24 protein-coding genes and 1 pseudogene are annotated in these 23,862 nt (G+C 39.7%); 3 read left to right on the top strand and 22 right to left on the bottom strand.

The genetic code is table 11. The features are described from left to right. Positions 1-95: 95 nt before the first annotated feature. From B554_RS0107735 to paaA, 14 genes are all read right to left on the bottom strand, one after another. Positions 96-344, bottom strand: a complete 249-nt coding sequence (locus tag B554_RS0107735; RefSeq protein ID WP_019457612.1) for a hypothetical protein — start codon at positions 342-344, stop codon at positions 96-98. A gap of 126 nt (positions 345-470) precedes the next feature. Beyond that, a complete protein-coding gene (locus B554_RS0107730) occupies positions 471-854 on the bottom strand; it encodes a PaaI family thioesterase (protein WP_019457611.1) in 384 nt (127 codons plus the stop codon). Positions 855-931: 77 nt separating this feature from the next. Further along, entirely contained in the window at positions 932-1,537 is a 606-nt protein-coding gene (locus tag B554_RS0107725; protein WP_019457610.1) for a DapH/DapD/GlmU-related protein, read from the bottom strand. Continuing rightward, positions 1,524-2,489: a phenylacetic acid degradation operon negative regulatory protein PaaX gene (gene paaX, locus B554_RS0107720; RefSeq protein WP_081318642.1), complete on the bottom strand. Its 966-nt coding sequence runs from the start codon at positions 2,487-2,489 to the stop codon at positions 1,524-1,526. Before paaX ends, B554_RS0107725 begins: the two co-directional genes overlap by 14 nt. Positions 2,490-2,542: 53 nt before the next feature. After that, positions 2,543-3,832: a phenylacetate--CoA ligase PaaK gene (gene paaK, locus B554_RS0107715; protein ID WP_000377855.1), complete on the bottom strand. Its 1,290-nt coding sequence runs from the start codon at positions 3,830-3,832 to the stop codon at positions 2,543-2,545. A 40-nt stretch (positions 3,833-3,872) separates the two neighbouring features. Beyond that, the gene (gene pcaF, locus B554_RS0107710) at positions 3,873-5,081 is read right to left on the bottom strand and encodes a 3-oxoadipyl-CoA thiolase (protein ID WP_019457608.1); all 1,209 of its coding nucleotides are present in this window, start codon (positions 5,079-5,081) and stop codon (positions 3,873-3,875) included. A gap of 12 nt (positions 5,082-5,093) precedes the next feature. Next, positions 5,094-6,632 carry a 3-hydroxyacyl-CoA dehydrogenase gene (locus B554_RS0107705; protein ID WP_019457607.1) on the bottom strand — a complete coding sequence of 513 codons (1,539 nt, stop codon included), beginning with the start codon at positions 6,630-6,632 and terminating at the stop codon, positions 5,094-5,096. Positions 6,633-6,634: 2 nt separating this feature from the next. After that, positions 6,635-7,426, bottom strand: coding sequence for a 2-(1,2-epoxy-1,2-dihydrophenyl)acetyl-CoA isomerase PaaG (gene paaG, locus B554_RS0107700; protein WP_005041595.1), 792 nt, complete (start codon positions 7,424-7,426; stop codon positions 6,635-6,637). Then, positions 7,426-8,199 (bottom strand): enoyl-CoA hydratase-related protein, encoded by a 774-nt coding sequence (locus tag B554_RS0107695; protein ID WP_019457606.1) that lies wholly within the window; start codon positions 8,197-8,199, stop codon positions 7,426-7,428. Before B554_RS0107695 ends, paaG begins: the two co-directional genes overlap by 1 nt. Before the next feature lie 8 nt (positions 8,200-8,207). Beyond that, positions 8,208-9,269 (bottom strand): 1,2-phenylacetyl-CoA epoxidase subunit PaaE, encoded by a 1,062-nt coding sequence (gene paaE, locus B554_RS0107690; protein WP_019457605.1) that lies wholly within the window; start codon positions 9,267-9,269, stop codon positions 8,208-8,210. A 23-nt stretch (positions 9,270-9,292) separates the two neighbouring features. Continuing rightward, entirely contained in the window at positions 9,293-9,793 is a 501-nt protein-coding gene (gene paaD / locus B554_RS0107685; protein WP_019457604.1) for a 1,2-phenylacetyl-CoA epoxidase subunit PaaD, read from the bottom strand. 16 nt (positions 9,794-9,809) lie between these two features. Beyond that, the gene (gene paaC / locus B554_RS0107680; RefSeq protein ID WP_025465144.1) at positions 9,810-10,565 is read right to left on the bottom strand and encodes a 1,2-phenylacetyl-CoA epoxidase subunit PaaC; all 756 of its coding nucleotides are present in this window, start codon (positions 10,563-10,565) and stop codon (positions 9,810-9,812) included. 12 nt (positions 10,566-10,577) lie between these two features. Beyond that, positions 10,578-10,868 (bottom strand): 1,2-phenylacetyl-CoA epoxidase subunit PaaB, encoded by a 291-nt coding sequence (gene paaB / locus B554_RS0107675; protein WP_000389648.1) that lies wholly within the window; start codon positions 10,866-10,868, stop codon positions 10,578-10,580. A gap of 32 nt (positions 10,869-10,900) precedes the next feature. Beyond that, positions 10,901-11,839, bottom strand: coding sequence for a 1,2-phenylacetyl-CoA epoxidase subunit PaaA (gene paaA / locus B554_RS0107670; RefSeq protein ID WP_019457602.1), 939 nt, complete (start codon positions 11,837-11,839; stop codon positions 10,901-10,903). 265 nt (positions 11,840-12,104) lie between these two features. Between paaA and paaZ the strand changes: the two genes are divergently transcribed. Then, positions 12,105-14,207, top strand: a complete 2,103-nt coding sequence (gene paaZ / locus B554_RS0107665; RefSeq protein ID WP_019457601.1) for a phenylacetic acid degradation bifunctional protein PaaZ — start codon at positions 12,105-12,107, stop codon at positions 14,205-14,207. 44 nt (positions 14,208-14,251) lie between these two features. Here paaZ and B554_RS0107660 read toward each other — a convergent pair whose 3' ends face one another. The 4 genes from B554_RS0107660 to B554_RS0107640 form a co-directional block, all read right to left on the bottom strand. Then, the gene (locus B554_RS0107660; RefSeq protein WP_019457600.1) at positions 14,252-15,631 is read right to left on the bottom strand and encodes an L-serine ammonia-lyase; all 1,380 of its coding nucleotides are present in this window, start codon (positions 15,629-15,631) and stop codon (positions 14,252-14,254) included. A 490-nt stretch (positions 15,632-16,121) separates the two neighbouring features. Next, positions 16,122-16,556: an I78 family peptidase inhibitor gene (locus B554_RS0107650; RefSeq protein WP_019457598.1), complete on the bottom strand. Its 435-nt coding sequence runs from the start codon at positions 16,554-16,556 to the stop codon at positions 16,122-16,124. A 158-nt stretch (positions 16,557-16,714) separates the two neighbouring features. Then, positions 16,715-17,167 (bottom strand): redox-sensitive transcriptional activator SoxR, encoded by a 453-nt coding sequence (gene soxR, locus B554_RS0107645; RefSeq protein ID WP_019457597.1) that lies wholly within the window; start codon positions 17,165-17,167, stop codon positions 16,715-16,717. A 196-nt stretch (positions 17,168-17,363) separates the two neighbouring features. Next, positions 17,364-17,651, bottom strand: coding sequence for a hypothetical protein (locus B554_RS0107640; RefSeq protein WP_004702430.1), 288 nt, complete (start codon positions 17,649-17,651; stop codon positions 17,364-17,366). Positions 17,652-18,084: 433 nt separating this feature from the next. Between B554_RS0107640 and B554_RS0107635 the strand changes: the two genes are divergently transcribed. Further along, a complete protein-coding gene (locus tag B554_RS0107635; protein ID WP_019457596.1) occupies positions 18,085-18,744 on the top strand; it encodes an epoxyqueuosine reductase QueH in 660 nt (219 codons plus the stop codon). A 292-nt stretch (positions 18,745-19,036) separates the two neighbouring features. Here B554_RS0107635 and B554_RS0107630 read toward each other — a convergent pair whose 3' ends face one another. Next, positions 19,037-20,512: a PLP-dependent aminotransferase family protein gene (locus tag B554_RS0107630; RefSeq protein WP_019457595.1), complete on the bottom strand. Its 1,476-nt coding sequence runs from the start codon at positions 20,510-20,512 to the stop codon at positions 19,037-19,039. A 112-nt stretch (positions 20,513-20,624) separates the two neighbouring features. Here B554_RS0107630 and B554_RS0107625 point away from each other — a divergent pair, with 112 nt between their 5' ends. Beyond that, positions 20,625-21,080: a GNAT family N-acetyltransferase gene (locus B554_RS0107625; RefSeq protein WP_019457594.1), complete on the top strand. Its 456-nt coding sequence runs from the start codon at positions 20,625-20,627 to the stop codon at positions 21,078-21,080. A 67-nt stretch (positions 21,081-21,147) separates the two neighbouring features. On the opposite strand, the gene B554_RS0107620 is transcribed toward B554_RS0107625, so the two are convergent. The 3 genes and pseudogenes from B554_RS0107620 to B554_RS0107610 all read right to left on the bottom strand — a co-directional run. Next, positions 21,148-22,305 carry a winged helix-turn-helix domain-containing protein gene (locus tag B554_RS0107620; protein ID WP_019457593.1) on the bottom strand — a complete coding sequence of 386 codons (1,158 nt, stop codon included), beginning with the start codon at positions 22,303-22,305 and terminating at the stop codon, positions 21,148-21,150. 118 nt (positions 22,306-22,423) lie between these two features. Next, positions 22,424-23,584, bottom strand: coding sequence for a cyanate transporter (locus tag B554_RS0107615; protein WP_019457592.1), 1,161 nt, complete (start codon positions 23,582-23,584; stop codon positions 22,424-22,426). After that, a pseudogene (locus B554_RS0107610) lies at positions 23,581-23,829 on the bottom strand (nucleoside deaminase); the annotation flags it as partial. The pseudogene B554_RS0107610 and the gene B554_RS0107615, both read right to left, overlap by 4 nt. Between the last annotated feature and the right edge of the window lie 33 nt (positions 23,830-23,862).

The raw sequence follows: 23,862 nt of genomic DNA, 5'->3' as shown, positions 1-23,862 counted from the left end.
ACTTACCAATCTTTTTATTATTAATGAATCTATTTTTCAAAAATATAATTAGCTGTATTTATATACAGCTAATTTTTATTAATGAGTGAAATAAGTTATCTTTCTTTATTAGACTGCGATACTAAGGAAGCAGCTAAAGTCTTAGTCGTGTCATTATATTTGTCGCTCTTTAGCACTCTAGATGCTTCCGATTCCATTTTATTTCCCGTTTGTTTAGGGGAATGTGTTTGAGATAAAGCTGAACCAGCTAATTTTTTCTGAATTGCTGAGGAAGATGGGTCTCGCAATACTTCTGATGCCAATTTAGCAACTTTATTAGAAGTTTGTTTTGAATTTTTCGACATAATAAATACCCCATAGTTAAGAAGTTTACATCATATCTAAGCTGTTAAATTGATCAATATATGAACGACTCAAACTGTCGTACTAGTTAAGTTTTGCTCTGAATCTAACAAACAAATAACCACATATCACGGCGCAAGCCTATAACAGGTAGATGTAAACAAAGCGACTCTATTATTTAAACCGTCTGTTATCACAACTTCATAATGCGCAAATTTTTTACTACTGCCGACCTTGGTTGCCGTTGCAAATAACACCTTATCTTTCGCACCGCTCATATAACGAATATCCGCCTGTAGGCCTGTATATGGCGCATCCCCTGCATTACAAGCCATCGCAAAAGCAATATCGGCTAAAGAAAATATGACACCACCATGCACACCGCCCAAAGCATTCATGTGTTCGTCTTTTACATTAAGCTTGCAACGCGCTTCATCAAAACTGCGATGCAGCACATGAACACCCAATAGCTCTGCGAATTGATCAACCGCAGTAGTTTCCATATTTTGCACAAACGTCTCCCTACTCGTGCGAGTATTCCTTAAGTTTTATGAACTCATGTGTATTGAAATCGACTGATTAAAAGCCGTTAAACACTATCTTGTTTAATCTGATAATTTGAAGAACTAAAATCCTTATAGGTCAGACGGTCATCCAACTCTGAGCTTAAAGGCTGAACTTCTTGCATTGAGTTTAAGCAGCGCTGTGCAAGTTCAATGTATTCTTGCGTGCCTCTGGTTTTCCACTTTTTTTCTTGTTCTGATAACTCACGTGCAACCTTGGCAGGGCTACCCATTGCCAGTACATTTGCCGGAATTATATCTTTGGTTTTGACCAAGCTATTTGCACCAATAATGGTGTTTTCACCAATTTCAGCATAGTCCAAAATTACGCTGTTCATGCCGACCAAAACATTTTTACCAATGCGGCAGCCATGTAAAGTTGTGCCATGCCCAATGTGGCCCATTTCCTCAACTAAAGTCACGCTTTGCGGAAAACCATGTACGGTGCAGCTATCTTGTATATTGGCATTTTGCTTAATGTGAATACGACCAAAATCGGCACGCAATGACGCAAATGGTCCTACATATACGCCCGCTTCAATAATCACATCACCAATTAAAACAGCGGTTGGGTGTACAAAAGCATCTGGGCTAACGACGGGAATAACACCGTCAATACTATAACAAGGCATGACTTAACCTCTCATTTGTCGCCACCAAACCTCCGAAACGGCGCCAATAATGTGCTGTGGCATTTGGCATTGGTCCTTCTGCTGTTGCGGCAACAGACAAGAAGTATTCATCCGCAGGTTCAAATACTTTTTTATAAATATTCATTGATAACGTTCGTGCACTAATCGCGGGCCAGTCAGTTGGCAACAACTCAAGCGGTAATGCAGGGTCTTTCAATAAAATCCGTCGATAATAATGAATCAGCAAAGTTCGAATTTGAAAGGCCTGAACAGGTTCGAGTTGTTCGTTTTCTTGCATAAGCAACACGCCAATTTCTCTAAAAATATCGAGAAACTGTAGATATCTTTGGCGTAATTCATCGATGGGCCAGTTAGTTCTGAGCATACGACCAATGGTATCGACCGAGTTATTAAAGAGCTGCAAGGTTTCGGCTTTAAACACCACCACTTGCTCACTCATATTTAAGTCAACCAACAAGCGTTGCAGTTCAATACGGTTACAACCCGGATAAGCCATTAAGTTTGTCGAAATATTGGCAAATCCTAACCATTCAAGTTCTTTCTTTAACAACGCTTTATTTTCAGTGTCGAGGCTAGACATCAGAATAAGATCCCAATAATGGTCCCACTCTTTCATCTGGTCGTTATAAATACGTTGCTCGGCCTGCAAATAGGTTGAACGGCTTGAATCGGTAATGCGATAAAAACTGGTTCTGCCGATTTTGTCTGAACATAACCAATCATTTTTAACTAAACGAAAAACAGAGGTTCTTACAGCGCGGTCATTAAAACCAAATAGCTCTAATAACTGAATCAGGCTTGCAAGACTAATGTTTCCACCCCGATGAAGTACTGAATCTCCAAAAATTGTCGAAATAAGCGAAGTTCCACTTAAGGTTTCATTCTTTACAACAGAATCAATTATTTGCTGTATTTTTGCACTCATACTCATGTCTTGGCGTTTAGTTTCAGGGTATAGATTCTATACCCTGAATGATCTTGATGTTAAGCAATCTGACGCATATCGATTACCCGCTTTGCCTTACCTTCCGAACGAGGTAAGGTCGCTTCCGTTACAACTTCTACAGTAACGCTAATCCCAATCATGGTTTTAATGCGTTTCATCAACTCCTGAGCAAGTTGATTGGCCTGTATAGTACAGTTATGACACATCTCTGTACGAATATGCAAAGTATCCATATGGCCTTTTTTAGTCACCAAAATTTCATAATTTGGAACTAAATGCGGAACTTGCAAAATTTGCTCTTCAATTTGGGTCGGGAAAACGTTTACGCCGCGAATAATCAGCATGTCGTCGCTACGGCCCACTATTTTATCCATTTTACGCATAGCCAGATTTTCACCCGGTAGTAAGCGGGTCAAATCACGAGTACGGTAACGAATAATTGGTAAGCCTTCTTTGGTAATGGTGGTAAAGACTAACTCACCAAGTTCGCCATCTTTACAGACTTCACCTGTTTCAGGGTTAATAATTTCTGGGTAGAAATGATCTTCCCAAATCGTTAATCCCTCGCCCTCACCTAAGCACTGCATCGCAACGCCCGGTCCCATCACCTCAGACAAGCCATAAATATCGAGTGCTTTAATATTGAGGCGTTCTTCAATTTCACGGCGAAGTTCGTTGGTCCACGGCTCGGCACCAAAAATACCCACTTTTAAAGACGTATTACGTGCAGTACCAAATTGTTGTTCTAGCTTTTCAATAATACTTACGCAATATGATGGCGTAACCATAATTGCAGTCGGTTTAAAGTCTTGAATAAGCTGAACTTGCTTTTCAGTTTGCCCGCCAGACATTGGAATAACCGTCGCACCTAAGCGCTCAGCGCCATAATGTGCGCCTAGTCCACCTGTAAATAGTCCATAGCCATAAGCCACCTGAACCATGTCTTTCGCGGTTAAACCTGCCATGCGTAAGCAACGCGCAACTATATCCGACCAAGTATTAATATCTTTTTGGGTATAACCCACCACAGTCGGTTTACCCGTTGTACCCGATGATGCATGTAAACGCACAATTTGCTCTTGCGGTACGGCAAACATCCCAAACGGATAGTTGTCTCTTAAATCCTGTTTAGTGGTAAATGGAAACTTTGCCAGATCGTCTAAAGTCACGAAGTCATCAGGATGCACACCTGCATCATCGAACTTTTTCTTATAGACCGGACTATTTTCATATACAAAAGTCAGGGTTTGTTTTAACCGTTTCGTTTGCAGTTCTCTAAGCTCTGCAAGTGTTAATTGCTCAACATTATCCATTGTAAGGCTGTCCATCGCCTCTCTCCTCATTATGTAATTTTAAAAACCGTCTGAATTAATTTAAGTTTTCCAAAATCAGTGCGACGCCTTGTCCAACACCTACACACATCGTGCAAAGTGCATAGCGTCCACCGCGTTTTTTTAGCTCACGTGTTGCCGTAATCACTAAACGTGTACCGCTCATGCCTAACGGATGGCCTAACGCAATTGCACCACCATTTGGGTTAACGCGTTCATCGTCATCTTTTAGACCGAGTTCACGCATACAAGCCAAAGATTGGGCTGCGAATGCTTCATTCAGCTCAATCACATCCATCTGATCTAGCGTTAAACCTGTTTGCTTTAAAATTTTCTGCACAGCCGGAACAGGACCTATACCCATATATTTGGGTTCAACACCCGCACTTGCAATGCCAATCACACGTGCTAAAGGTTTTAAACCATGTGTATCTGCAAATTCACGGTTGGTAATTAACACACACGCAGCGCCATCATTTACACCAGAGGCATTTCCAGCAGTCACCGAGCCACCTTCTTTTTTAAATGGGGCTTTTAGTTTTGCGAGTGCTTCAAGTGTCGTTTCACGCGGATGTTCATCGCGATTAACAACGTTCACGTTTTTCTTACGGTCTACAATCTCGACAGGCAAAATCTCATCGCTAAAGAAACCGTTTTGTTGTGCCGCAGCCGTTTTTTGTTGGCTACGCAATGCAAACGCATCTTGGTCTTCACGACTAATCTGGTATTTTTCAGCTACATTTTCGGCAGTTTCAGGCATGCTGTCGGTGCCGTATTGCGCTTTAAGCTGCTTATTTACAAAGCGCCAGCCAATGGTGGTGTCATAAATTTCAGGTGTACGGCTAAACGCTTCGGTCGGTTTAGCTTGTACAAATGGTGCACGGCTCATTGACTCAACACCACCTGCCAACACAAACTCTGCTTCGCCTGCTTTAATTGAGCGTGCCGCAAGGCCTACTGCATCTAAACCCGAAGCACACAGGCGATTGACGGTCATGGCTGGAACTGTATCAGGTAAGCCTGCCAAGAGTGTTGCCATACGTGCAACGTTACGGTTGTCTTCACCTGCTTGGTTAGCACATCCTAAAAACACTTCGTCTACCGTATTCCACGGCAAGTTCGGGTGTTTATCTTTTAAATATTTGATGGGCAATGCAGCTAAATCATCTGCACGTACTGCACTTAAGGCACCTGCGTATCGTCCAATTGGGGTACGAATAAAATCGCAAATTAAAACGTCTTCCATGTTGACTCCTGATTATGCAAATTCGGTCATATCGCGTGAATATTGGGTAGCAATGTTTTGAGTTTTCGCTACATATTGTTTGAGGTAGATACTCGCGCGATATTTTTCCTCTCCATACAGTGCATATAAATTATTTAAGGTTTGGAGCACATAAGCGCCGCCCATTTGTGTCAACCACTGGTAAGGGCCTTTAGGATAATTCACTCCATATTTCATGGCATTATCAATATCTTCCAGACTCGCAACACCATGTAAACTTGCTTCGCAGGCTTCATTAATGAGTAAAGCGATGGTTCGTAAGGTTAACAGTGCCGGATGGTCTTTAATCCACATCACGCTGATACCAAACTGTGCAAAGTAAGCCTCAACTTTAGCCAAATCACTTGCTTCACAAAGCTCGTTATGACTGAGTACTAAAGCCTCTGCGTGTTCAAAATCATGATGCCAATCCATTAAAACCACTTTACGGCTTAAGTAATGAATATTGGCAGACTCACCTTGGCTTAAACGCAAGTCGATATCATCAATTTGAAGGATATTGTCGTCGCTCGCAGATCCGCCTTTTAAACCTAAACGGGTTAAAAATGCAGGTAGCTGAGACCAAGTCCCTTTTAGCTGAATATGGGCATCAACTGGTTTGGCAACCACAGCTTGAGGCTGAAATGTCTCGTACTGATTTTTTTCGTTATAGTGATAAAAGCCTTGTTTTGACTTACGGCCCCAAGTACCTGCATCGACCAATTCTTTTTGAATGAGGCTTGGACGGTAGCGTGGCTCATAAAAAAACTCTTGATAAACGCTCTGGGTCACTGAAAAATTAACATCTTGCCCAATGAGGTCAGTGAGTTCACACGGCCCCATCGCAAAACCGCCACATTGCTTTAAAGCATAGTCTAGCTGGTCGTAGCTGGTGACTTGTTCTTGCAGTGCTCTAAAGCCTTCTGCATAAAATGGACGTGCAATTCGGTTAACAATAAAACCGGGAGTCGACTTGGTGAGTACCGGAATTTTTTTCCAGCCCAACATCAAATTTTTTAGAGCCAAGCATAAGCTGTTTGGTGTTTTTAAGCCTTGTACAATTTCAACCAGTTTCATGACTGGCGCAGGGTTAAAAAAGTGTAAACCCACCACACGCTCAGGATGAGCAATGCCCGCCGAAATTGCAATCACTGAAATTGAAGATGTATTGCTTGCAAAAATGGTTTGCGGACTACAAATTTCAGCGAGTTGCTTAAATAAAGACTGTTTAACTTCCTTTTTCTCAACGACTGCCTCAATCACCAAATCAGTATCACGCAGTGCTTCAACTTGATTGACCACAGTTAAACGTGCTAAGGCTTCATCAGCTTGCTGCTGTGTAAGCTTGCTCTTTTCAACCAGCTTTTTAAACGTCTGCCCTAAACCTTGAACGGCTTGTTGCGCTTTTTGAGCATCCAGATCATATAAAACGGTCGTGTGTCCATTAACGATGGCTAACTGGGCAATGCCGATGCCCATGGTGCCAGAACCAATCACGGCAATTCGGGCACGAGATAAGTCTAAATCTGTCATGCTTAGCGCCCTTTAAAATTTGGTTCACGTTTATTCATAAAGGCTTGTACACCTTCACGATAATCTTCGGAACGTCCTGCAATACGTTGTAAATCACGCTCTAACAGCACTTGCTCATCAAAGGTGTTATTGCTTGATTGATGAATAGCTTTTTTAATAAGAGATAGACCAAAAGTAGGTTGTTTCGCTAAACGTTCAGCGAGTTCAGTGACTTTTGTTTTAAGTTCAGCGTCTTCAACGACATCCCAAATCATGCCCCATTCTTTTGCGGTTTCTGCTGGGAGCTTGTCACCTAACAAAGTCAGTCCCATAGCACGCGCATGACCTACAGCACGTGGTAAAAACCATGTACCCGCAGAGTCTGGAACTAAACCTAAACGGCAAAATGCTTGTACAAAGTTTGCCGATTTAGCTGCAATCACCAAGTCACACGCCAGTGCAATATTTGCCCCTGCACCTGCTGCCACACCATTTACCGCGCAAATCACAGGCTTTGGCATATTTACAATCGTTTTAATGAGCGGGTTATAGTAAGTTTCAATGGAATATCCTAAATCTGGAGCTTCAGCATTTGGGTCTACTACACGGTCACCTAAATCTTGTCCTGCACAGAAGCCGCGGCCTTCACCACTAATCACCACACAGCGAACATCTGGATTTTTAGTCCACAGGTTTAGAACCTCAGCCACTTCACGGTGCATATCAACGTTAAAGCTATTCAGTGCTTTTGGGCGGTTAAATGTCAGGTAGCCAACACCATTTTTTTCTTCAGCAATAATATTTTGATAGTCCATCACTCACCTCTAAACACTGGCTTTCTTTTCTCAAAGAAAGCATTAATCCCTTCGTTTCGATCTTTTGTAGCCGCCAGCCAGACAAAGTTTTGACGTTCAAACTTGAGTCCCTGACTTAACGTTGTTTCATGAATACTTTTAATTGATTGTTTAATCACACGAATCGCTAAAGGCGCTTGTTTGGCAATTTTGGCTGCCAGTTGAACCGCGTATTCGACGGTTAATTCGGTCGGAACCACTTGACTGCAAATGCCGTATTGCTCGGCTTGTTTAGCCGAAATCATCTCACCTGTCATGGCCCAGCGCATGGTGAGTTGTTGCCCAACCAAGCGTGCTAAACGCTGTGTTCCGCCTGCACCCGGCAACATGCCAAGGCCAATTTCAGGTAATGCAAAACGGGCATTTTCACCGCAAATCACCATATCTGAGTGCAAAACCAGCTCAAACCCAGCGCCTAAGGCATAACCATTGACTGCACTAATCAGTGGCTTACTAAACGCATCAATTTTTTGCCAAAGCTTTGGACGAATATCGAGTTGCAAAGATACGGCATCCATTGCAGCCAACTCACTAAGATCTGCCCCAGCCGCAAAACATTGAGCATTACCCGTTAAAACCACCGCTTTGACTTGAGCATTATGTTCAGCTTCTTCGAGCAACTCGCATAAACACTGCAATGTTGCATTGTTTAAAGCATTTCTTTTTTCTGGACGGTTTAGGGTTAATAACAAAACACCGTCAGTTGCTGTGCTGGCTTTGATCAACTCTTGCATGACAGCCTCTACTCATCAAAACTCAAACGAACATTTGAGCCTTTTGGTAAGGTCTGACAGCTCAGCACATAGCCCTTTTCAACTTCGTCTTCTTCAAGACTATAGTTAAGGAACATGTCAACTTCCCCAGAAAGCACCTTACAACGACAGGTTGCACACACCCCACCTTTACATGCATACGGTAAGTCGGCACCCGCACGTAAAGCCGCATCAAGAATACTTTCATCATCTTGAGCCACAGAAACAATCAATTCACGACCATCTAAAATGATGTTTACTTTTTCTTCTTTTCGGTTTGCATCCGCTTCAACACTACGTTTACGTGCTTGGCCTGTATGGAAACGTTCGGTGTGAATGCGCTCTTTGGCAATACCAAAGTTCGGTAAAGTATTTTCTACGGCATTCATCATTTCGTCTGGGCCGCAGGCAAACACATGGTCAAAACTCGTTTCAAGCACATCAAAATCAAAAAGTTGCTTAAGCTTTTCTGCATCAATACGACCGTTCATCAGTTCACTATCGTTGAACTCACGAGAAAAAATATTGATGAGTTGAAAGCGTTCTTTAAACTGATCTTTCAAATCCATAATTTGCTCGGCAAACATGGTTTGTTTCCATGAGCGATTGCCATAGAGCAAGGTAAATTTAGCTTCAGGTTGTTCAAACAAAACTTGCTTAACAATCGATAAAATTGGGGTAATACCACTGCCCGCAGCAACACCTAAATAGTTTTGTCCGCCCATCTTGGCTGCTTTTTGAAAAAACACACCTTGTGGCGGCATGACTTCAAGCACATCGCCCACTTTCAAATGGTCATTTGCCCAGTTTGAAAATTGCCCTTGATCAATTTTTTTAACAGCAATGCTGATGTCTTCTTTACCCGCATAGCTACAAATTGAATAACAACGGCGAATTTCACCCGCTTCGGTTAAATGGCGAATGGTTAAATGTTGCCCCGGTTGAAATTGAAATTGTTCTTGTTGTTCAGGTACAACGTCAAATGCAATACAAATTGCCTGATCGGTTTGCGGCGTAATACTTTTTACTTTTAATGGTACAAATTGGCTCATGGCTGATTTCCTTATCTAAAGACTTAAATACATTTGAAGTAATCAAAAGGCTCAAGACAGTCCTGACATTTATAAAGTGCTTTACAGGCGGTAGAACTAAACTCTGTTAACAGTCGGGTATGTCGGCTTTTACAACGTGGACACTCGACACCATCATTTAAATGAACGTGAGTCCCACACTGATGCGCCAACCCTTCAGGTGGTGCAATGCCATAAACTTGCAGTTTCTTTTTCCCTGCTTCAGACATCCAGTCCGTGGTCCATGCTTCTGACAAATCAACCATGACTTTGACTGGTGTCAAAGCTTCTGCGGTAAATGCATCAACAATTTGTGCTTTGAGCATATCTGTTGCTGGGCAACCGCTATATGTCGGAGTTAGACGAACAATAATTTCTTGTTGATCGTTAATCTCTACACCGCGAATCATGCCCAAATCCACAACAGATAAAACTGGAATTTCAGGGTCACTTACCGTTTGTAGAACATCCCAACATTGGTCGATGCAATGACGAATCATTTGCATGGCTCACCTCCTTGTCTTACCAGGTCATTCCCGGATAAGTTCTTTGAATACATTGCATTTCAGCCAACAAATAACCTAAATGCTCGGTATGCAATCCTTGTTTCGCACCACGGCGATAAGCACCGTTCACGGCAACATTTAATTCAAAGCGCTTAAGCTCATCTGCAATGGTTTGGTTCCATTGTTCTTTTTCATTTGAAAAATCTGGAATCACACCTTCTGCAACTAGTGCTTGCTCGTCTGCACTCAGTTCAAATAATTCAGCGGTAAAGCGCCATAAATTATTTAAACCGTCTTGCACACGTTGATGCGCTTCATCTGTGCTTAAACTTAAACGTTCCATCCAGCTTGTTGAAAAGCGGATGTGATACTTCACTTCTTTTAAAGATTTCACAGCAAGCGCACTTAATTCGGGAAGTGAGCTTTGCGCTAAAGCCGTAAATAAATGAAGATGGTAATGGTCCATCAACCATTGGCGTACAATCGTTTGTGCAAAGTCACCATTGGGTTGTTCACACAACAATAGGTTTAAAAACTCACGTTCTGTACGGAAATACGCAAGTTGGTCTTCATCACGTTTAGCTTCATCATATTGACCAGCCAAAGTCAGAAAGTTTCTTGCCTGACCCAACAAGTCCAAACCGATATTTGCCAAAGCAATATCAACTTCAAGCTCAGGTGCATGCCCGCACCATTCAGCCAAACGCTGAGATAAAACCAGTTGACTGTCGCCAATATGTAATAAGAATTTAGATAAAACTGTATTATTCATTTCCATTCTCCCTTACATGTGCTCAATGCCATCTGGAATATGGTAAAAAGTCGGATGACGATAAACCTTATCTAAAGAAGGATCGAAAAATTCAGCTTTTTCATCTGGCTGTGATGACTTAATCAGTTCTGAACGAACCACCCAAATGCTAATTCCTTCATTGCGGCGTGTATAAACATCACGCGCATGTTGCAGTGCGATTTCATCATCAGGTGCTCTTAAGCTGCCTACATGACGGTGGCTTAAGCCTTGTTTACTACGTACAAATACTTCGTAGAGCGACCAGTTGTTTTTATCTTCCATTTTGATTTCCTCAAATTTTTCCATAAATCTTGTTAAGCCACTTTGTTCGCTTCATGCTGCTGTTTTTTCGCATAGACCACTGCTGCATCACGAACCCATTTGCCGTTTTCCCATGCCTTACGGCGTGCTTCGATACGCTCGTGATTACATGGTCCACGTCCGGCAATCACTTCATTAAATTCGTGCCAGTCAATCTCGCCAAACTCGTAGTGGCCTGTTTCTTCATTGAACTTTAAATCTGGGTCTGGAACTTCCAAGCCAAGTTGCAACACTTGCGGCACAGTGTTATCGACAAACTTTTGACGCAATTCATCGTTACTAAAACGTTTGATTTTCCACGCCATGCTTTGTGCGCTGTTTGGAGAATGTTCATCACTTGGACCAAACATCATCAGTGCTGGCCACCAATAGCGATTTACCGCATCTTGCGCCATCTGCTTTTGTTCTGGTGTACCGTTTGCCAAAGCCATCATGGCTTCAAAACCTTGGCGCTGGTGGAAACTTTCTTCTTTACAAATACGTACCATCGCACGTGCATATGGTCCGTAAGAGGTACGGCAAAGCGCAACTTGGTTCACAATGGCTGCCCCATCGACAAGCCAACCAATTGCAGCGACATCTGCCCAAGTCAAAGTTGGATAGTTAAAGATGGATGAGTATTTCATTTTCCCATTAATCAACTTTTCCATCATGTCATCACGGTCAGCACCTAAAGTTTCTGCCGCGCTGTACAAATACAAACCATGACCCGCTTCATCTTGTACCTTCGCGAGCAAAACCGCTTTACGTTTTAAAGTCGGCGCACGAGTAATCCAGTTTCCTTCAGGCAACATACCTACAATTTCAGAATGGCCATGTTGCCCGATTTGACGAATCAATGTTTTGCGATAGGCATCGGGCATTTGATCCTTAGCCTCGATCGTAATTTCATTGGCAATATTTTGTTCAAATTTCTGGTAATTGTTTTCCATTCTTTCATTCCCTGTAGGTATCACCCTTAAATCTATTTTTCGATACACTAAAAACAAAGTCAATCACTTTTTTAGTATCAAATTAAATTACCAACACCAAAACACATCAAATTATTGAAATTATTAAACTTATATCAATTGTAAAAAACCTTTTTACTTTTATAAATCAAAATAAAGTTGACTTTTAAACAAATTAATCTGAAATTATGAATCATATTTTTGTAATTTTTATAATTGACGTATCAAATAAAAAAGGAGTTTGGTCATGCTTGAACAAGCACACCTAGAAGGAACCTCAACTGACACAGATTTTCAGCAGCCTGAGCATCAACTGTCTCATCTTGCTTCTTATGTCTATGGAACATGGCATTCGTCTGACGAAGAACTACGCCCTGTTTATCATGCCATTACAGGTGAATCGATTTATGCCGTAAGTAGTCATGGCATTGATATGAAACGTGTTGTTCAATATGCCAAACAAAATGGTTCAGAACTGGCTAACTGGACATTCCACCAACGTGCCAATGCATTAAAACAAATTGCCCAGCATTTACTTGAACGCAAGGAAGACTTCTACAAACTTGCTTATGCAACGGGTGCGACTCGTAAAGATGCATGGATTGATATTGAAGGCGGGATCCAGACCTTATTTGCTTATTCAAGTCTGGTTCGCCGTGAACTCAATGACGAAAAAATTATTACTGAAGATAGCTGGATTCAACTCTCTAAAAATGGAACTTTTGGTGCTAAACACATTTTAAGTCCTAAAGCAGGTGTTGCCGTTCACATTAATGCTTTTAACTTTCCAATTTGGGGGATGCTTGAAAAGATTGCACCGACTCTACTTGCAGGCGTGCCATGTATTGTGAAACCAGCAACCGATGGTGCCCAATTAACTCAAGCAGTTGTAAAAGCGATTGAAGAAGCACATGTGCTACCGAAAGGTTCGCTACAACTGATTTGCGGTCAGACCTATGACCTATTAGAGCACCTAGGCCCACAAGACTGCGTGACCTTTACAGGTTCAGCTTACACAGGCCAAAAACTGCGTAACCACCCTCACCTCAATAAATATTCGATTCCATTTAGCATGGAAGCCGACTCGGTAAACAGTGCAATTTTATGCCCTGAGGCAAATGAAGAAACTGTCGATTTATTTGTGCGTGAAGTCTTCCGTGAAATGACCACCAAAGCAGGCCAAAAATGTACTGCCATTCGTCGTGCATTTGTTCCTGAAAACTTGTTAGCGACTGTGCAAGAAAAGCTAACTGCCAAACTTGCTAAAGTTGTGGTGGGCGACCCTCAAAAAGAAGAAACCACCATGGGTGCTTTAGCGAGCATTAAACAAAAACATGACGTTGCAGAAAAAGTTGCTGAACTCAGCAAAGATGCAAAAATTGTTTTTGGTGGCAACGATAGCTTTACATTTAATGCAGATCATCCTGAAAAAGGCGCTTTTTTCGCTCCAACTTTATTGGTGTGCGAACAACCTTTACAAGCGACACATGTGCATACCACAGAAGCTTTCGGTCCGGTATGTACACTCCTGCCATATCAAAACATTGAAGAACTAGCTGATCTTGTTTCACGTGGTGAAGGTAGCCTAGTGGCTTCTGTCGTTAAAAATAACGATGAAAATATTGAGCAAATTATTCAAAAAATTGCGCCTTGGCATGGCCGTGTCCATGTACTCGATGCAGAGTCAGCAAAAGAAAGTACAGGACATGGTTCTCCACTTCCACATTTAGTACATGGCGGGCCTGGTCGTGCAGGTGGCGGTGAAGAGTTAGGTGGTATTCGCGCCGTTAAACACTACATGCAACGCACTGCAATTCAAGGTTCTCCAAATAGCCTGACGCAAATTACTCACTCGTGGACTGCTGGCTCGAAAGTTAACGAAGACCGTGTACATCCATTTAAAAAGTCTTTTGATGAGTTAGTCATTGGTGAACGTTTATTAACAGCACGTCGTACAGTCACAGAAGCAGATATTGTCAATTTTGCATGTTTAAGCGGCGACTACTTCTACGCACATACTGACAAAATTGCGGCTGCCGAGTCTTTCTTTGGTGAGCGTGTTGCACATGGATATTTCATTGTGTCTGCTGCAGCAGGTCTATTTGTAGATGCAGCACAAGGCCCTGTGATTGCCAACTACGGTATGGACAACTTACGCTTTGTTGAACCGGTTAAAATTGGTGACTCGATTCAAGTCGAATTGACTTGCAAACAAAAAACACCTAAACCACAAAAAGACCCATCTCAGCCTGCACATGGGGTTGTGGTATGGGATATTAAAGTCAAAAACCAACGTGGTGAACTTGTCGCAACTTACGACATTTTAACTTTAGTTGCTCGCGAGGCTTAATGTTTAAAATGAGATGGGGCCACCTCATCCCCATCTCATTTTTTTTAACACTCAATTGCGTTAACAGCGAGGCCACCTTTTGATGTTTCTTTATATTTCTCAGACATATCTCTACCTGTTTCCTTCATGGTCTGAATCACTTTATCTAAAGTCACAAAATGCTCTCCTTCATCATGAAGTGCCATTTGTGCTGCATTAATGGCTTTTACAGCAGCAATCGCATTTCGTTCAATACACGGCACCTGAACCAAACCACCAATCGGGTCACACGTTAAACCCAAGTTATGTTCAAGCCCAATTTCAGCCGCATGCTCCACTTGCTCAGGTGATGCTCCTAAAATTTCGGCTAAACCTGCCGAAGCCATCGCACACGCCGATCCGACTTCGCCTTGACATCCTACTTCTGCACCAGAAATAGAAGCATTGAGTTTACATAAAATGCCGACGGCTGCCGCACTTAGAAAAAAGCGAACCACTTTATCTTCGGAAAAATCTTTAGAAAAAGTCACGTAGTAATATAAAACTGCCGGAATAATCCCTGCTGCACCATTTGTGGGTGCCGTCACTACTCGACCGCCAGCAGCATTTTCTTCATTTACCGCTAAGGCAAATAAATTGACCCATTCCATTGCATGGAAAGTCGTCACAATCAGGTTTGAGTTTTTCTTATTTAATAACTTATCGTGAATTTTTTTAGCCCGACGTTTTACGTTTAATCCGCCCGGTAATATGCCTTCATTAATTAATCCGTTGTGAATGCACTGCTGCATCACTTTCCAGATTTCCATAATCTTGCTACGAATCTCAGCTTCACTACGCCAGCTTTTTTCATTTTCAAGCATTAACTCACTCACTGATAAATGATGAGTTTTACATAAGCTTAAAAGTTCAGCCGCACTGTGAAATGGATATGGAACCTTAACGTCGTTGGTTTCAGTCTGGGTTTGTGTTAATTGCCTTTGACTAACAATAAAACCACCACCAACCGAATAATAAGTTTCTGCGTACAAAGTTTCTTCGGCTTCATTATAGGCAATCAGTTCCATTGCATTGGGGTGATAAGGCAAAGATTCATCTAAAAAAAGCACATCATGCTTATAGTCAAAACAAATACTCTTTTGTTGATTAAGCTGGATGGCTTTATTTTCAATAACATCTTCAATCAAGCTTGTGCTCAATTGAGTATCGATATGTTCAGGGTCAAAGCCCATTAAACCTAACAGAACAGCCTTGTCTGTTGCATGACCAACACCCGTTGCTGCAAGCGAACCGTATAACTTCACCTGAACTCTAACCGTTGCTTGTAAATTGTTTTGTTTAAATAAATCATCTACAAAACTGTATGCCGCTCGCATTGGTCCAACTGTATGGGAGCTAGATGGGCCGATGCCAATTTTAAAAAGATCAAATACACTAATAAACACTGGGTCCTACCTTAGATTCATTATTATTCGTATGTTCGTCATTATTGTGTCCTTACGGATAGCTCTAAAATTATCATTAAGCCAAATACAAATCACGAATAACTCTTGGGTAGTCGCACAAAAAGACAACGGTTGAACAAGAACCCTAAGCTCATGAGTCCATAGTTATAAATTTTAAGACTTCATTTTTTTAGTAGATGTTTAAAACGATTCTTAAATTAATTTAATACATCAATTTGTATAAATAACAAACAGCACATATTAGCCATTAGTCGCACATCCCTATTTTTACTCATTTTTGCTGGTAAAGTGCTTTACATGGTTTGATACAACCTACTTAACTCAGATGCATAATTCACCTGTTCTTGCATCTGAAGTTTTTCTGCCTCTAGTCCGCTAGGGGCTTTTTTTTGAGTAGCTGAAAAATAATAAAAGCCCATCTCCTGACAGGCTTTCTTGTTCGGTCTTAAATCAATTTTTAAATAAAAAATTAACCACAGTTCGCGTTGGTAATTTTTTTAGTTGCTGGATCAATGGTAACAGTGACACGGTTTGTACGATAATCCATTGTCATTGGCTGACCTGGAGCGACTCTACGTACAATTTCTGATTGAGTTTTTTGTTTGATTTGGTCATCAGTTAAGCCAGATTGTCCCACTAATTTTTGAGCTTCTTCAGCTACGCAATTAGCTTGGTTGTCGCGGAATAATTTCCATTCTTCGACCACTTGACCATTTGGCAAATGACAGTAACCAACCTGACCATTTGCTTCATTTCTAATTTCTAATTTTCCACCTTGATCAACACAATATTTACTTGCTGGGTTTGGTGAACCAATTTTTGGTGGAGTTAACTCTTTATGTTGTACTGCTGAGCAAGCCGTTAACGAAACAAGTGCCAAACCAAGAAAGATAATTTTTTTCATAAATTTTACTTCTTACTAAAAAAGCTAAAGATATCAAAAAAATTCATCTTTTATATGACTTATTTACAATAAAAAACCTTTATAGATAGCAGCTTACAACACATTAAGTTATTCCGATCGGTAAATTATAATCAAGATTTAAAGCCTAAAATCAAGATTTATGGTCTTTCTAAAATACGTGGTCCAGAGCCTTCTTGTCCTAGTTTATCATCTGGATTTCTTAATGGGCACTGCTCTAGAGAGAGGCATCCACATCCAATACACCAATCCATCTCATCTCGCAGCCGCGTAAGTTTTTGAATACGCTCATCCAAATTTTTCCGCCAGTCGAGAGATAACTCTTTCCATTGCTGTGCAGTTAATTTAGATCCCATTGGGTACTTGCTTAAAGCTTGTTTAATTTCCTCTAGTGGAATACCCACAGTTTGCGCAATTTTAATGATCGCTATATAACGTAAAACCACTAAAGTAAAACGGCGTTGATTTCCATTGGTTCTAATACTTTTAATTAAACCTTTTGATTCATAAAAATGAAGCGTTGAAACGGCAACGCCACTACGCTTTGCAACTTCACCTACAGTCAACAAACGGCTCTGATTCGTTTCAGTCATTTTTATTAATCTCAAGTTTAGTTGAGGTTTTATAAAAGCATGAGAAAACTTTGTCAAATGAGAAATATAAATTTTAATCATTCATTTATGAGGATTGTTTATAACAACTAAAATTTAGTAAAAGTATTTAGCACTCAATAATGCATAAAAAACAGACAATGTTTTGAAGTCAAATTTTATTAGACCTTATAAAATGCTATTGCCTTCTTTCACAGCCACATATCCAAAACATGTTGTAAACAAATGGCATAGGAGCACCTAATGGATAGACTTTAGCTTCTTCAATTTTATATGTCTTTTTTCTTGATTCGATATGTAAAATATTATCGCAACGAGCAATCACTATTCCTTTTTTATATAATTTTTTTCTTTCATTTTTTGCATCGAATTTATATACCAAAAAGTAAACTTTTTCTCCTACTCCTATCTTTGAATGATTAACCATAATGTAACCATTACAATACTTACATTGCCAATCGTCCATATCTTAAAATATCACATACTCAAATTAGAAAAACATAATAACTGTTATATTATAAAATTATTAAAAACATAAATCTAAAAAATAATTAAATTTTAAAAAATAATACTTATTTGTGACACCCATCACACTAATTTCTAATCAAAATATGAAAAATAAATACCTAAAAGACAAATAGTTACAGCAATGTAGAATTATCATCATTTCTAGTGGCTCATAATTTTTCTTGCTATAAAATTAAAAATCACCTCATTAATATTAGGTTAATATAATATATTTATTATATCAATAGGATTGAATTTTATTTAATCCAAATTTATATTACAAAATAAAAAAATAAAAAAATAAAAATTTTCATCTTAAATTGAAAAAAATTCATTCCAATATGATTTTAAAAAACTTAAAATATATAGAAACATAAGTTAATTTTTAAATTATGACCATTCAACGCCAAAAAATCGAGCTCCCATTAGGACATAATAAACTACTACTTCATTCATGCTGTGCACCTTGCTCAGGTGAAGTAATGGAAGCATTAATTGAATCCAAAATAGATTTTTCTATATTCTTTTACAATCCGAATATTCATCCAATAAAAGAATATCTTATTCGTAAAGAAGAAAATATTAGATTTGCAGAAAAACATAATATTCCATTTATTGATGCAGATTATGATACAGACAACTGGTTTGCGCGTGCCAAAGGTATGGAAAATGAACCTGAACGCGGTATCCGATGTACCATGTGTTTTGATATGCGTTTTGAACGTACTGCTTTATATGCTTATGAACATGGGTTTAGCTTAATCAGTAGCTCATTAGGGATTTCAAGATGGAAAAATATGACGCAAATCAATGATTGTGGGATTCGTGCTGCTTCTCACTATCCTGAAATTCAATACTGGGACTATAACTGGCGAAAGAATGGTGGCTCTAGTCGCATGATCGAAATTAGCAAACGTGAAGAGTTCTACCAACAAGAATATTGTGGTTGTGTATATTCTTTACGCGATACAAATCGCTGGCGTATGAGTAATGGCCGAGATCGTATTAAACTAGGCGTTAAGTTTTATAGTAATGCTATGGAAGAAGATTAAAACTATTCTATATATTTAATCTTGTTAGTTTATTTATTTTTTTAACTTTTTAATTTTCCATAAAAAGAGCCACATCTGGAGAATGTGGCTAAAAGGTGTACTTAGATGAGCTTTGATGTTTTTAGAATAATAAAGCTAGCTTAAAATAAGATTAATATTATTTTAAATTTAAAATATTTTCGCTATTTAGTTAAATTTCATAAAATTATTAAATTTTACTGAATAATTTACTTTATTTATTAAAAAGTAAAATTAACCAATCTTTCATATATAGTTTAAAAAACTCGCTATTTTATTTGCCTAAAATTAAAGCCAATTTCTTAATATTTTCTATAATTTCCTCTGGTTGATGCGCAGCATAGCCTAATAAAACAGCAGCCTTTTTCGGTGTTCGTTGACAATATCGAGATAGAGGCTGAATCGCCAAACCAAAAGCCGAACAATGAGTAATAAACTCTTGCTCAGTCCATGCGCCTTTTAACCAGCATATAAGATGAATGCCTGAGTCTGTGGGCTGAACATCAAGTATGTGTGGAAGATACTCATTAATTGCTTTAATTAGTGTCTGCTGGCGTTCATAGCACGCTTTTCGAACTTTTCGCACATGCCTAGCATAGTGACCTTGTTGTATAAATAGCGCTAAAGCAACTTGTTCTAAATATGAACTTCGCACGTCAGTATAATATTTAGCGGCACTAAAGGTTTCAATTAATGCCTCAGGTACGACCATGAAACCTAAGCGAAACTCAGGAAACATCATCTTGGTAAAAGTACCAGAGTAAACAACACGTTGCTGCTGATCTAAGCCTTGTAGGGCTTGGATGGGGTGAGTGCCATATCGGAATTCACTATTATAATCATCTTCAAAAATCCATTTTTCTGCTTTGTTGGCCCAATCCAATAATGCAAAACGGCGAGTCAAACTTAAAGTTCCACCTAAAGGAAACTGATGCGATGGCGCAGTGTAAACAAGTTTGCTTTTTGAATAATGATCTGTAATGTCAGAGACTTGCATCCCCTCGTCATCACTCTCGATTAAATTGACTTGAGCCCCAAAACTTCGAAAAATACTAAAGGCTGCATCATAACCCGGCTCATCCAAACACACCTCATCATTTGTTTGAAGTAAGGCATAGGCAGTCAAATGAATGGCCTGCTGTGTTCCATTTACAATTATAATTTGCTGTTCATTACAATTCAGCCCACGGGTTGAGCGCACATATTCGCAAATTGCCTGACGTAGTGGTAAATAACCACGAGGGTCATGAAATTGACCCAATTGATAATAAGATTGTCGCCAAGCTTGAGTTAATAGCTTCCCCCAAAGCTGATGCGGAAACAAATCAATACAGCCTACTCCCACATGGAACATTTTTTTCTTTTGACTTGACGATGACTGCTCTCGCCATGAAGCCAATAACGCTTCTATATTCGGATTAATATTTAAGGTATGAGGCTTACTTGTTGTCGTTTTTTTTGAAATTTCTTGGATATGTATGAGTTGATCTGGCACAACCTCGGCAACGTAAGTCCCTGAACTCGGTTTAGTAAATAAATACCCTTCATCGAGCAAACGTTCAAGAGCCGCTAATACAGAATTTCGTGAAATTGACATCATGTCTGCTAAAGCACGACTTGAGGGTAATTTTGTTCCGGCAGTGAGCCTTCCATCTAAAATAGCATCACGTAGAGCTGAATATAGTCCGTTTTTAATCTGACCCTTTGGCAAAATCAAATGAGGAAAAGGCGCAGAAATTGAAGCAGCCATAACAAAACTGGTACTGTAAAAAATATCAAAAGTGTACCTTATAAAAATACCACTTTCAAAACTACACTTCAGTTGTCAATTTTTCATTACTTTAAAAATAGAGTGTGTTTTTATGCAAAATCAAGATATTCAAATTGTCCCTGTTCAGCAACAAGACTATTCACAGTGGGAAAAATATTGGCTTGCCTATCAAAATTTTTACCAAGTTAGTTTGCCTCTTCAGGTCACAAAAATAACTTGGGATCGTTTTTTTAATGAAAAAGAACCTGTGTATTGTGCCGTTGCCAAACAGGACGAACATGTTTTAGGAATTGTGCACTATGTTATTCATCGCTCAACATGGGCAGAGAATAATTACTGCTATTTAGAAGACCTCTTTGTTTCACCTGAAGCTCGTGGGCAACATATCGGTAAGCAACTTATCGAATATGTTCAGAACCAAGCCATTGAACAAAACTGTGACCGTTTATACTGGCATACACAAGAAACCAATCATACGGCTCAAAAACTCTATGACTGGATTGCACAAAAACCAGGTGTTATTGAATACCGTATGTCTTTAACCTAAAAAAGTAAAAACACCAAAAGCTATAATTCTTTTGGTGTTTTATTTTTAAATCCCAAATAGTGTTTATTTACTTCTTACTGCGAATAAGCTTACTTACCTTGTCATTCACAGTTAAACATTGGTTAAATGCTGCGAAACGTTTGAGCTCTTGATCTAATTCAAAAAAGAAATGCTCTTTATCTTTCACTGTTTTTTCTAAATGTAAGCTAATTACCTCTAACTCTTTCACACTCCGATGTGCTTTACAGTCGATTCGGCCGACCAACTCATCTTGGTAAAGAATAGGTAAACAGAAATATCCAAATACCCGTTTGGCTGCTGGTACATAACATTCGATCCGATAATCAAACTCAAATAAACAAGTTAAGCGGTCACGATGAATAAGCGAGTTATCAAAAGGTGAAAGTATTTTTAAACGAAAATCAGTCTCCACTTTTTGTTCTATTGCAGCTGCATCTACATATAGGGTTTGACCGTCAGCAAGTTTAACCGCTGATACAACACCAGCATCAACCTGCTCTTTGAGCACAATACACATAGCCTCTTTTAAATCATTTTTCTTTAAATGAACTAATTGTTTCCATGTAAATGCCCCATGTGCTCGAAGCGTATTATTAAATAAATACTGCGCATATTCGTAAAGCGAAGGCATTCTTAAATCAATATTTTCAGGCAAGCAACGCTCAGTCAAATCATAGACTTTTTCCATGCCGTTACGCTCACAGATCATCAGATCGCCCTGCATATATAACTGCTGAAAAGCACGGCGACCCGGACCTGTATTCCACCAATTCCCTAAACTTTTTTTATTTTTCTTGTCAATATCACGTAGCCGAATTTTACCTTCGGCACGAACACGCACCAATATTTCATTCATCAGGTGTTGATCACCTCTATTAAAATATCGGCTTTCTCCATTCTTAACAGACATCATGGCAGGCAAAGCATATCGATAATCTTTCATAGGAAGATAAGACGCCGCATGATACCAATATTCAAAAATCTGACGTTCACGAACCAAACTGTTTAAATGGCTTAAATCATACTCAGGCACTCGGCTCCACAATATATGGTGATGAGCACGTTCAACGACAGAGATGGTATCAATCTGTACATATCCTAAATGTTCAATCGCTTGTAAAGTTCCAGCTATGCCTGTCTCAAATAGACTATTTGTTCCTAAGCCTTGTTTGAGTAAAGCAATTTTTTTCAATGAAGATGTCATAAAAACCAAATATTGTTGTATTCATTTAAAATCTAAAAATTTCAGTATTATCCTAACATTCTTTTTTAACCTTATTTGTAGCCAAATAGCATTTCTTTAGGTAGATAATATTGTCGACTCACTTAAAATTTGATAGTTGAATCTTGCTATAACTTTCAGGTGCCAGCCTTACCACTAAAGCCATCACGAGCAGCACACAACATAAATGAAAAATCCATCCCGCTTTATAAGCGTCTGTAAAGTCATGCAATGCTGCTAAAATCCAAGGTGGTATTGCCGCAAGTAAAAAACCTCCACCTTGCATAAGTGCAGATAAAGTTCCTGCATTGCTAGGTTCTTTAAAATGGTCGAGCGCAACAATAAGTGTTAGAGCAAAACAGCCTCCCAAGCCAATGCCTAAACAAATTGCCCATAAAATAGCTGCAAACTCGGGCATAAATGCAAGTCCAGAAAAACCAGCAAATTGCATGAATAGAGTAAACCATAGCCATGGACGGCGATCTTTATATTGTCTAGCTAAAATAGGCAAAATTAATGCTGATGCTGCTTGGCTTAAAGCAAGTAAAGCGAGCAATTTTCCACTTTGTCCACTACTCCAACCATGATCTTGAAATGAAGGTGCTAACCAAGCAACAACCGAGGAATAGCCACCATTAACGAGCCCAAAGCACAGCATTAATAACCATGTTCTAGGTTTCTTTAACAACGTATTTACCGGTGCTGAAGGTGCATTCGAACTTACGATAGAAGGTAAAAAAATAAATGTTGAGATTAATGCCAATACAGCTGGTATAGCAAAGAAAACCAGTCCAACAGACCATAAACCCGTTATATTGGAGACCACAGGCGCTAACCATGCGCCTAATGCGCCACCGCCCATAAGCATGGCTGAATAAAGACCCATCATCGGACCAATATGTTGACTGAACTCTCTTTTGATAATGCCAGGAAAAGCTGCTTGTATCAGCGCGACGCCCAAACCAATCACGACTGCACTGGTAATTAAACCCTCAGCAGTAGGAAATAAAAATCTTAGTACGCATCCAATAAAAATAGTCAGTAAGGAGCCCAAAACAACGCTACGTTCCCCAACCATGCTCTGCACGATTGGCCCAACAAAGGCAATAACGCCCATCAACATCATGGGTAATAAAGTGAGTAAAGCTATTCCTTGTAGACTTAATCCAGTTCCTGCCCGAATACTGGAGACTAATGGACCAATACTCGTCAAAAAAGGTCTTAAATTAAGTCCAACCAAAGCGACTGTTACGATGAGCATGGATGTCCACTTGCATACACCGAGCAGCCTTCTAAGTTAGCAGATCCTAAAACTTGACTAGCTGCACGAATTGCGAGTAATTCAGCGTGAGCCGTTGGATCATTAGTCGTCAAAATTTGATTTACACCCGAAGCAATCACTTGGCCATCTTTTACAATCACTGCGCCAAATGGTCTACCCCCCTTTTCAATATTGTGAAAAGCAAGTTCAATGGCTTGGCGTAAAAACATTTGATTTTCTTTCATCCGTTATCCTCAACTACTTTGCACCTGCTAAAA

Source organism: Acinetobacter sp. GG2 (assembly GCF_000292385.1).
GTDB lineage: Bacteria > Pseudomonadota > Gammaproteobacteria > Pseudomonadales > Moraxellaceae > Acinetobacter > Acinetobacter seifertii.
The sequence above is the reverse complement of the archived record's forward strand: the minus strand, read 5'-3'. Positions and strand labels throughout refer to the sequence as shown.

Coding starts and splice junctions, on each gene's coding strand:
- paaC (WP_025465144.1), bottom strand. CDS start 10,565: ATGAATAATACAGTTTTATCTAAATTCTTATTACATATTGGCGACAGT.
- soxR (WP_019457597.1), bottom strand. CDS start 17,167: ATGACTGAAACGAATCAGAGCCGTTTGTTGACTGTAGGTGAAGTTGCA.
- paaA (WP_019457602.1), bottom strand. CDS start 11,839: ATGGAAAACAATTACCAGAAATTTGAACAAAATATTGCCAATGAAATT.
- paaG (WP_005041595.1), bottom strand. CDS start 7,426: ATGGACTATCAAAATATTATTGCTGAAGAAAAAAATGGTGTTGGCTAC.
- B554_RS0107650 (WP_019457598.1), bottom strand. CDS start 16,556: ATGAAAAAAATTATCTTTCTTGGTTTGGCACTTGTTTCGTTAACGGCT.
- paaZ (WP_019457601.1), top strand. CDS start 12,105: ATGCTTGAACAAGCACACCTAGAAGGAACCTCAACTGACACAGATTTT.
- B554_RS0107625 (WP_019457594.1), top strand. CDS start 20,625: ATGCAAAATCAAGATATTCAAATTGTCCCTGTTCAGCAACAAGACTAT.
- pcaF (WP_019457608.1), bottom strand. CDS start 5,081: ATGGAAGACGTTTTAATTTGCGATTTTATTCGTACCCCAATTGGACGA.
- B554_RS0107695 (WP_019457606.1), bottom strand. CDS start 8,199: ATGCAAGAGTTGATCAAAGCCAGCACAGCAACTGACGGTGTTTTGTTA.
- B554_RS0107615 (WP_019457592.1), bottom strand. CDS start 23,584: ATGCTCATCGTAACAGTCGCTTTGGTTGGACTTAATTTAAGACCTTTT.
- paaX (WP_081318642.1), bottom strand. CDS start 2,489: ATGAGTATGAGTGCAAAAATACAGCAAATAATTGATTCTGTTGTAAAG.
- B554_RS0107635 (WP_019457596.1), top strand. CDS start 18,085: ATGACCATTCAACGCCAAAAAATCGAGCTCCCATTAGGACATAATAAA.
- B554_RS0107735 (WP_019457612.1), bottom strand. CDS start 344: ATGTCGAAAAATTCAAAACAAACTTCTAATAAAGTTGCTAAATTGGCA.
- B554_RS0107640 (WP_004702430.1), bottom strand. CDS start 17,651: ATGGACGATTGGCAATGTAAGTATTGTAATGGTTACATTATGGTTAAT.
- B554_RS0107705 (WP_019457607.1), bottom strand. CDS start 6,632: ATGACAGATTTAGACTTATCTCGTGCCCGAATTGCCGTGATTGGTTCT.
- B554_RS0107725 (WP_019457610.1), bottom strand. CDS start 1,537: ATGCCTTGTTATAGTATTGACGGTGTTATTCCCGTCGTTAGCCCAGAT.
- paaD (WP_019457604.1), bottom strand. CDS start 9,793: ATGCAAATGATTCGTCATTGCATCGACCAATGTTGGGATGTTCTACAA.
- B554_RS0107630 (WP_019457595.1), bottom strand. CDS start 20,512: ATGGCTGCTTCAATTTCTGCGCCTTTTCCTCATTTGATTTTGCCAAAG.
- paaE (WP_019457605.1), bottom strand. CDS start 9,269: ATGAGCCAATTTGTACCATTAAAAGTAAAAAGTATTACGCCGCAAACC.
- paaK (WP_000377855.1), bottom strand. CDS start 3,832: ATGGACAGCCTTACAATGGATAATGTTGAGCAATTAACACTTGCAGAG.
- B554_RS0107620 (WP_019457593.1), bottom strand. CDS start 22,305: ATGACATCTTCATTGAAAAAAATTGCTTTACTCAAACAAGGCTTAGGA.
- paaB (WP_000389648.1), bottom strand. CDS start 10,868: ATGGAAGATAAAAACAACTGGTCGCTCTACGAAGTATTTGTACGTAGT.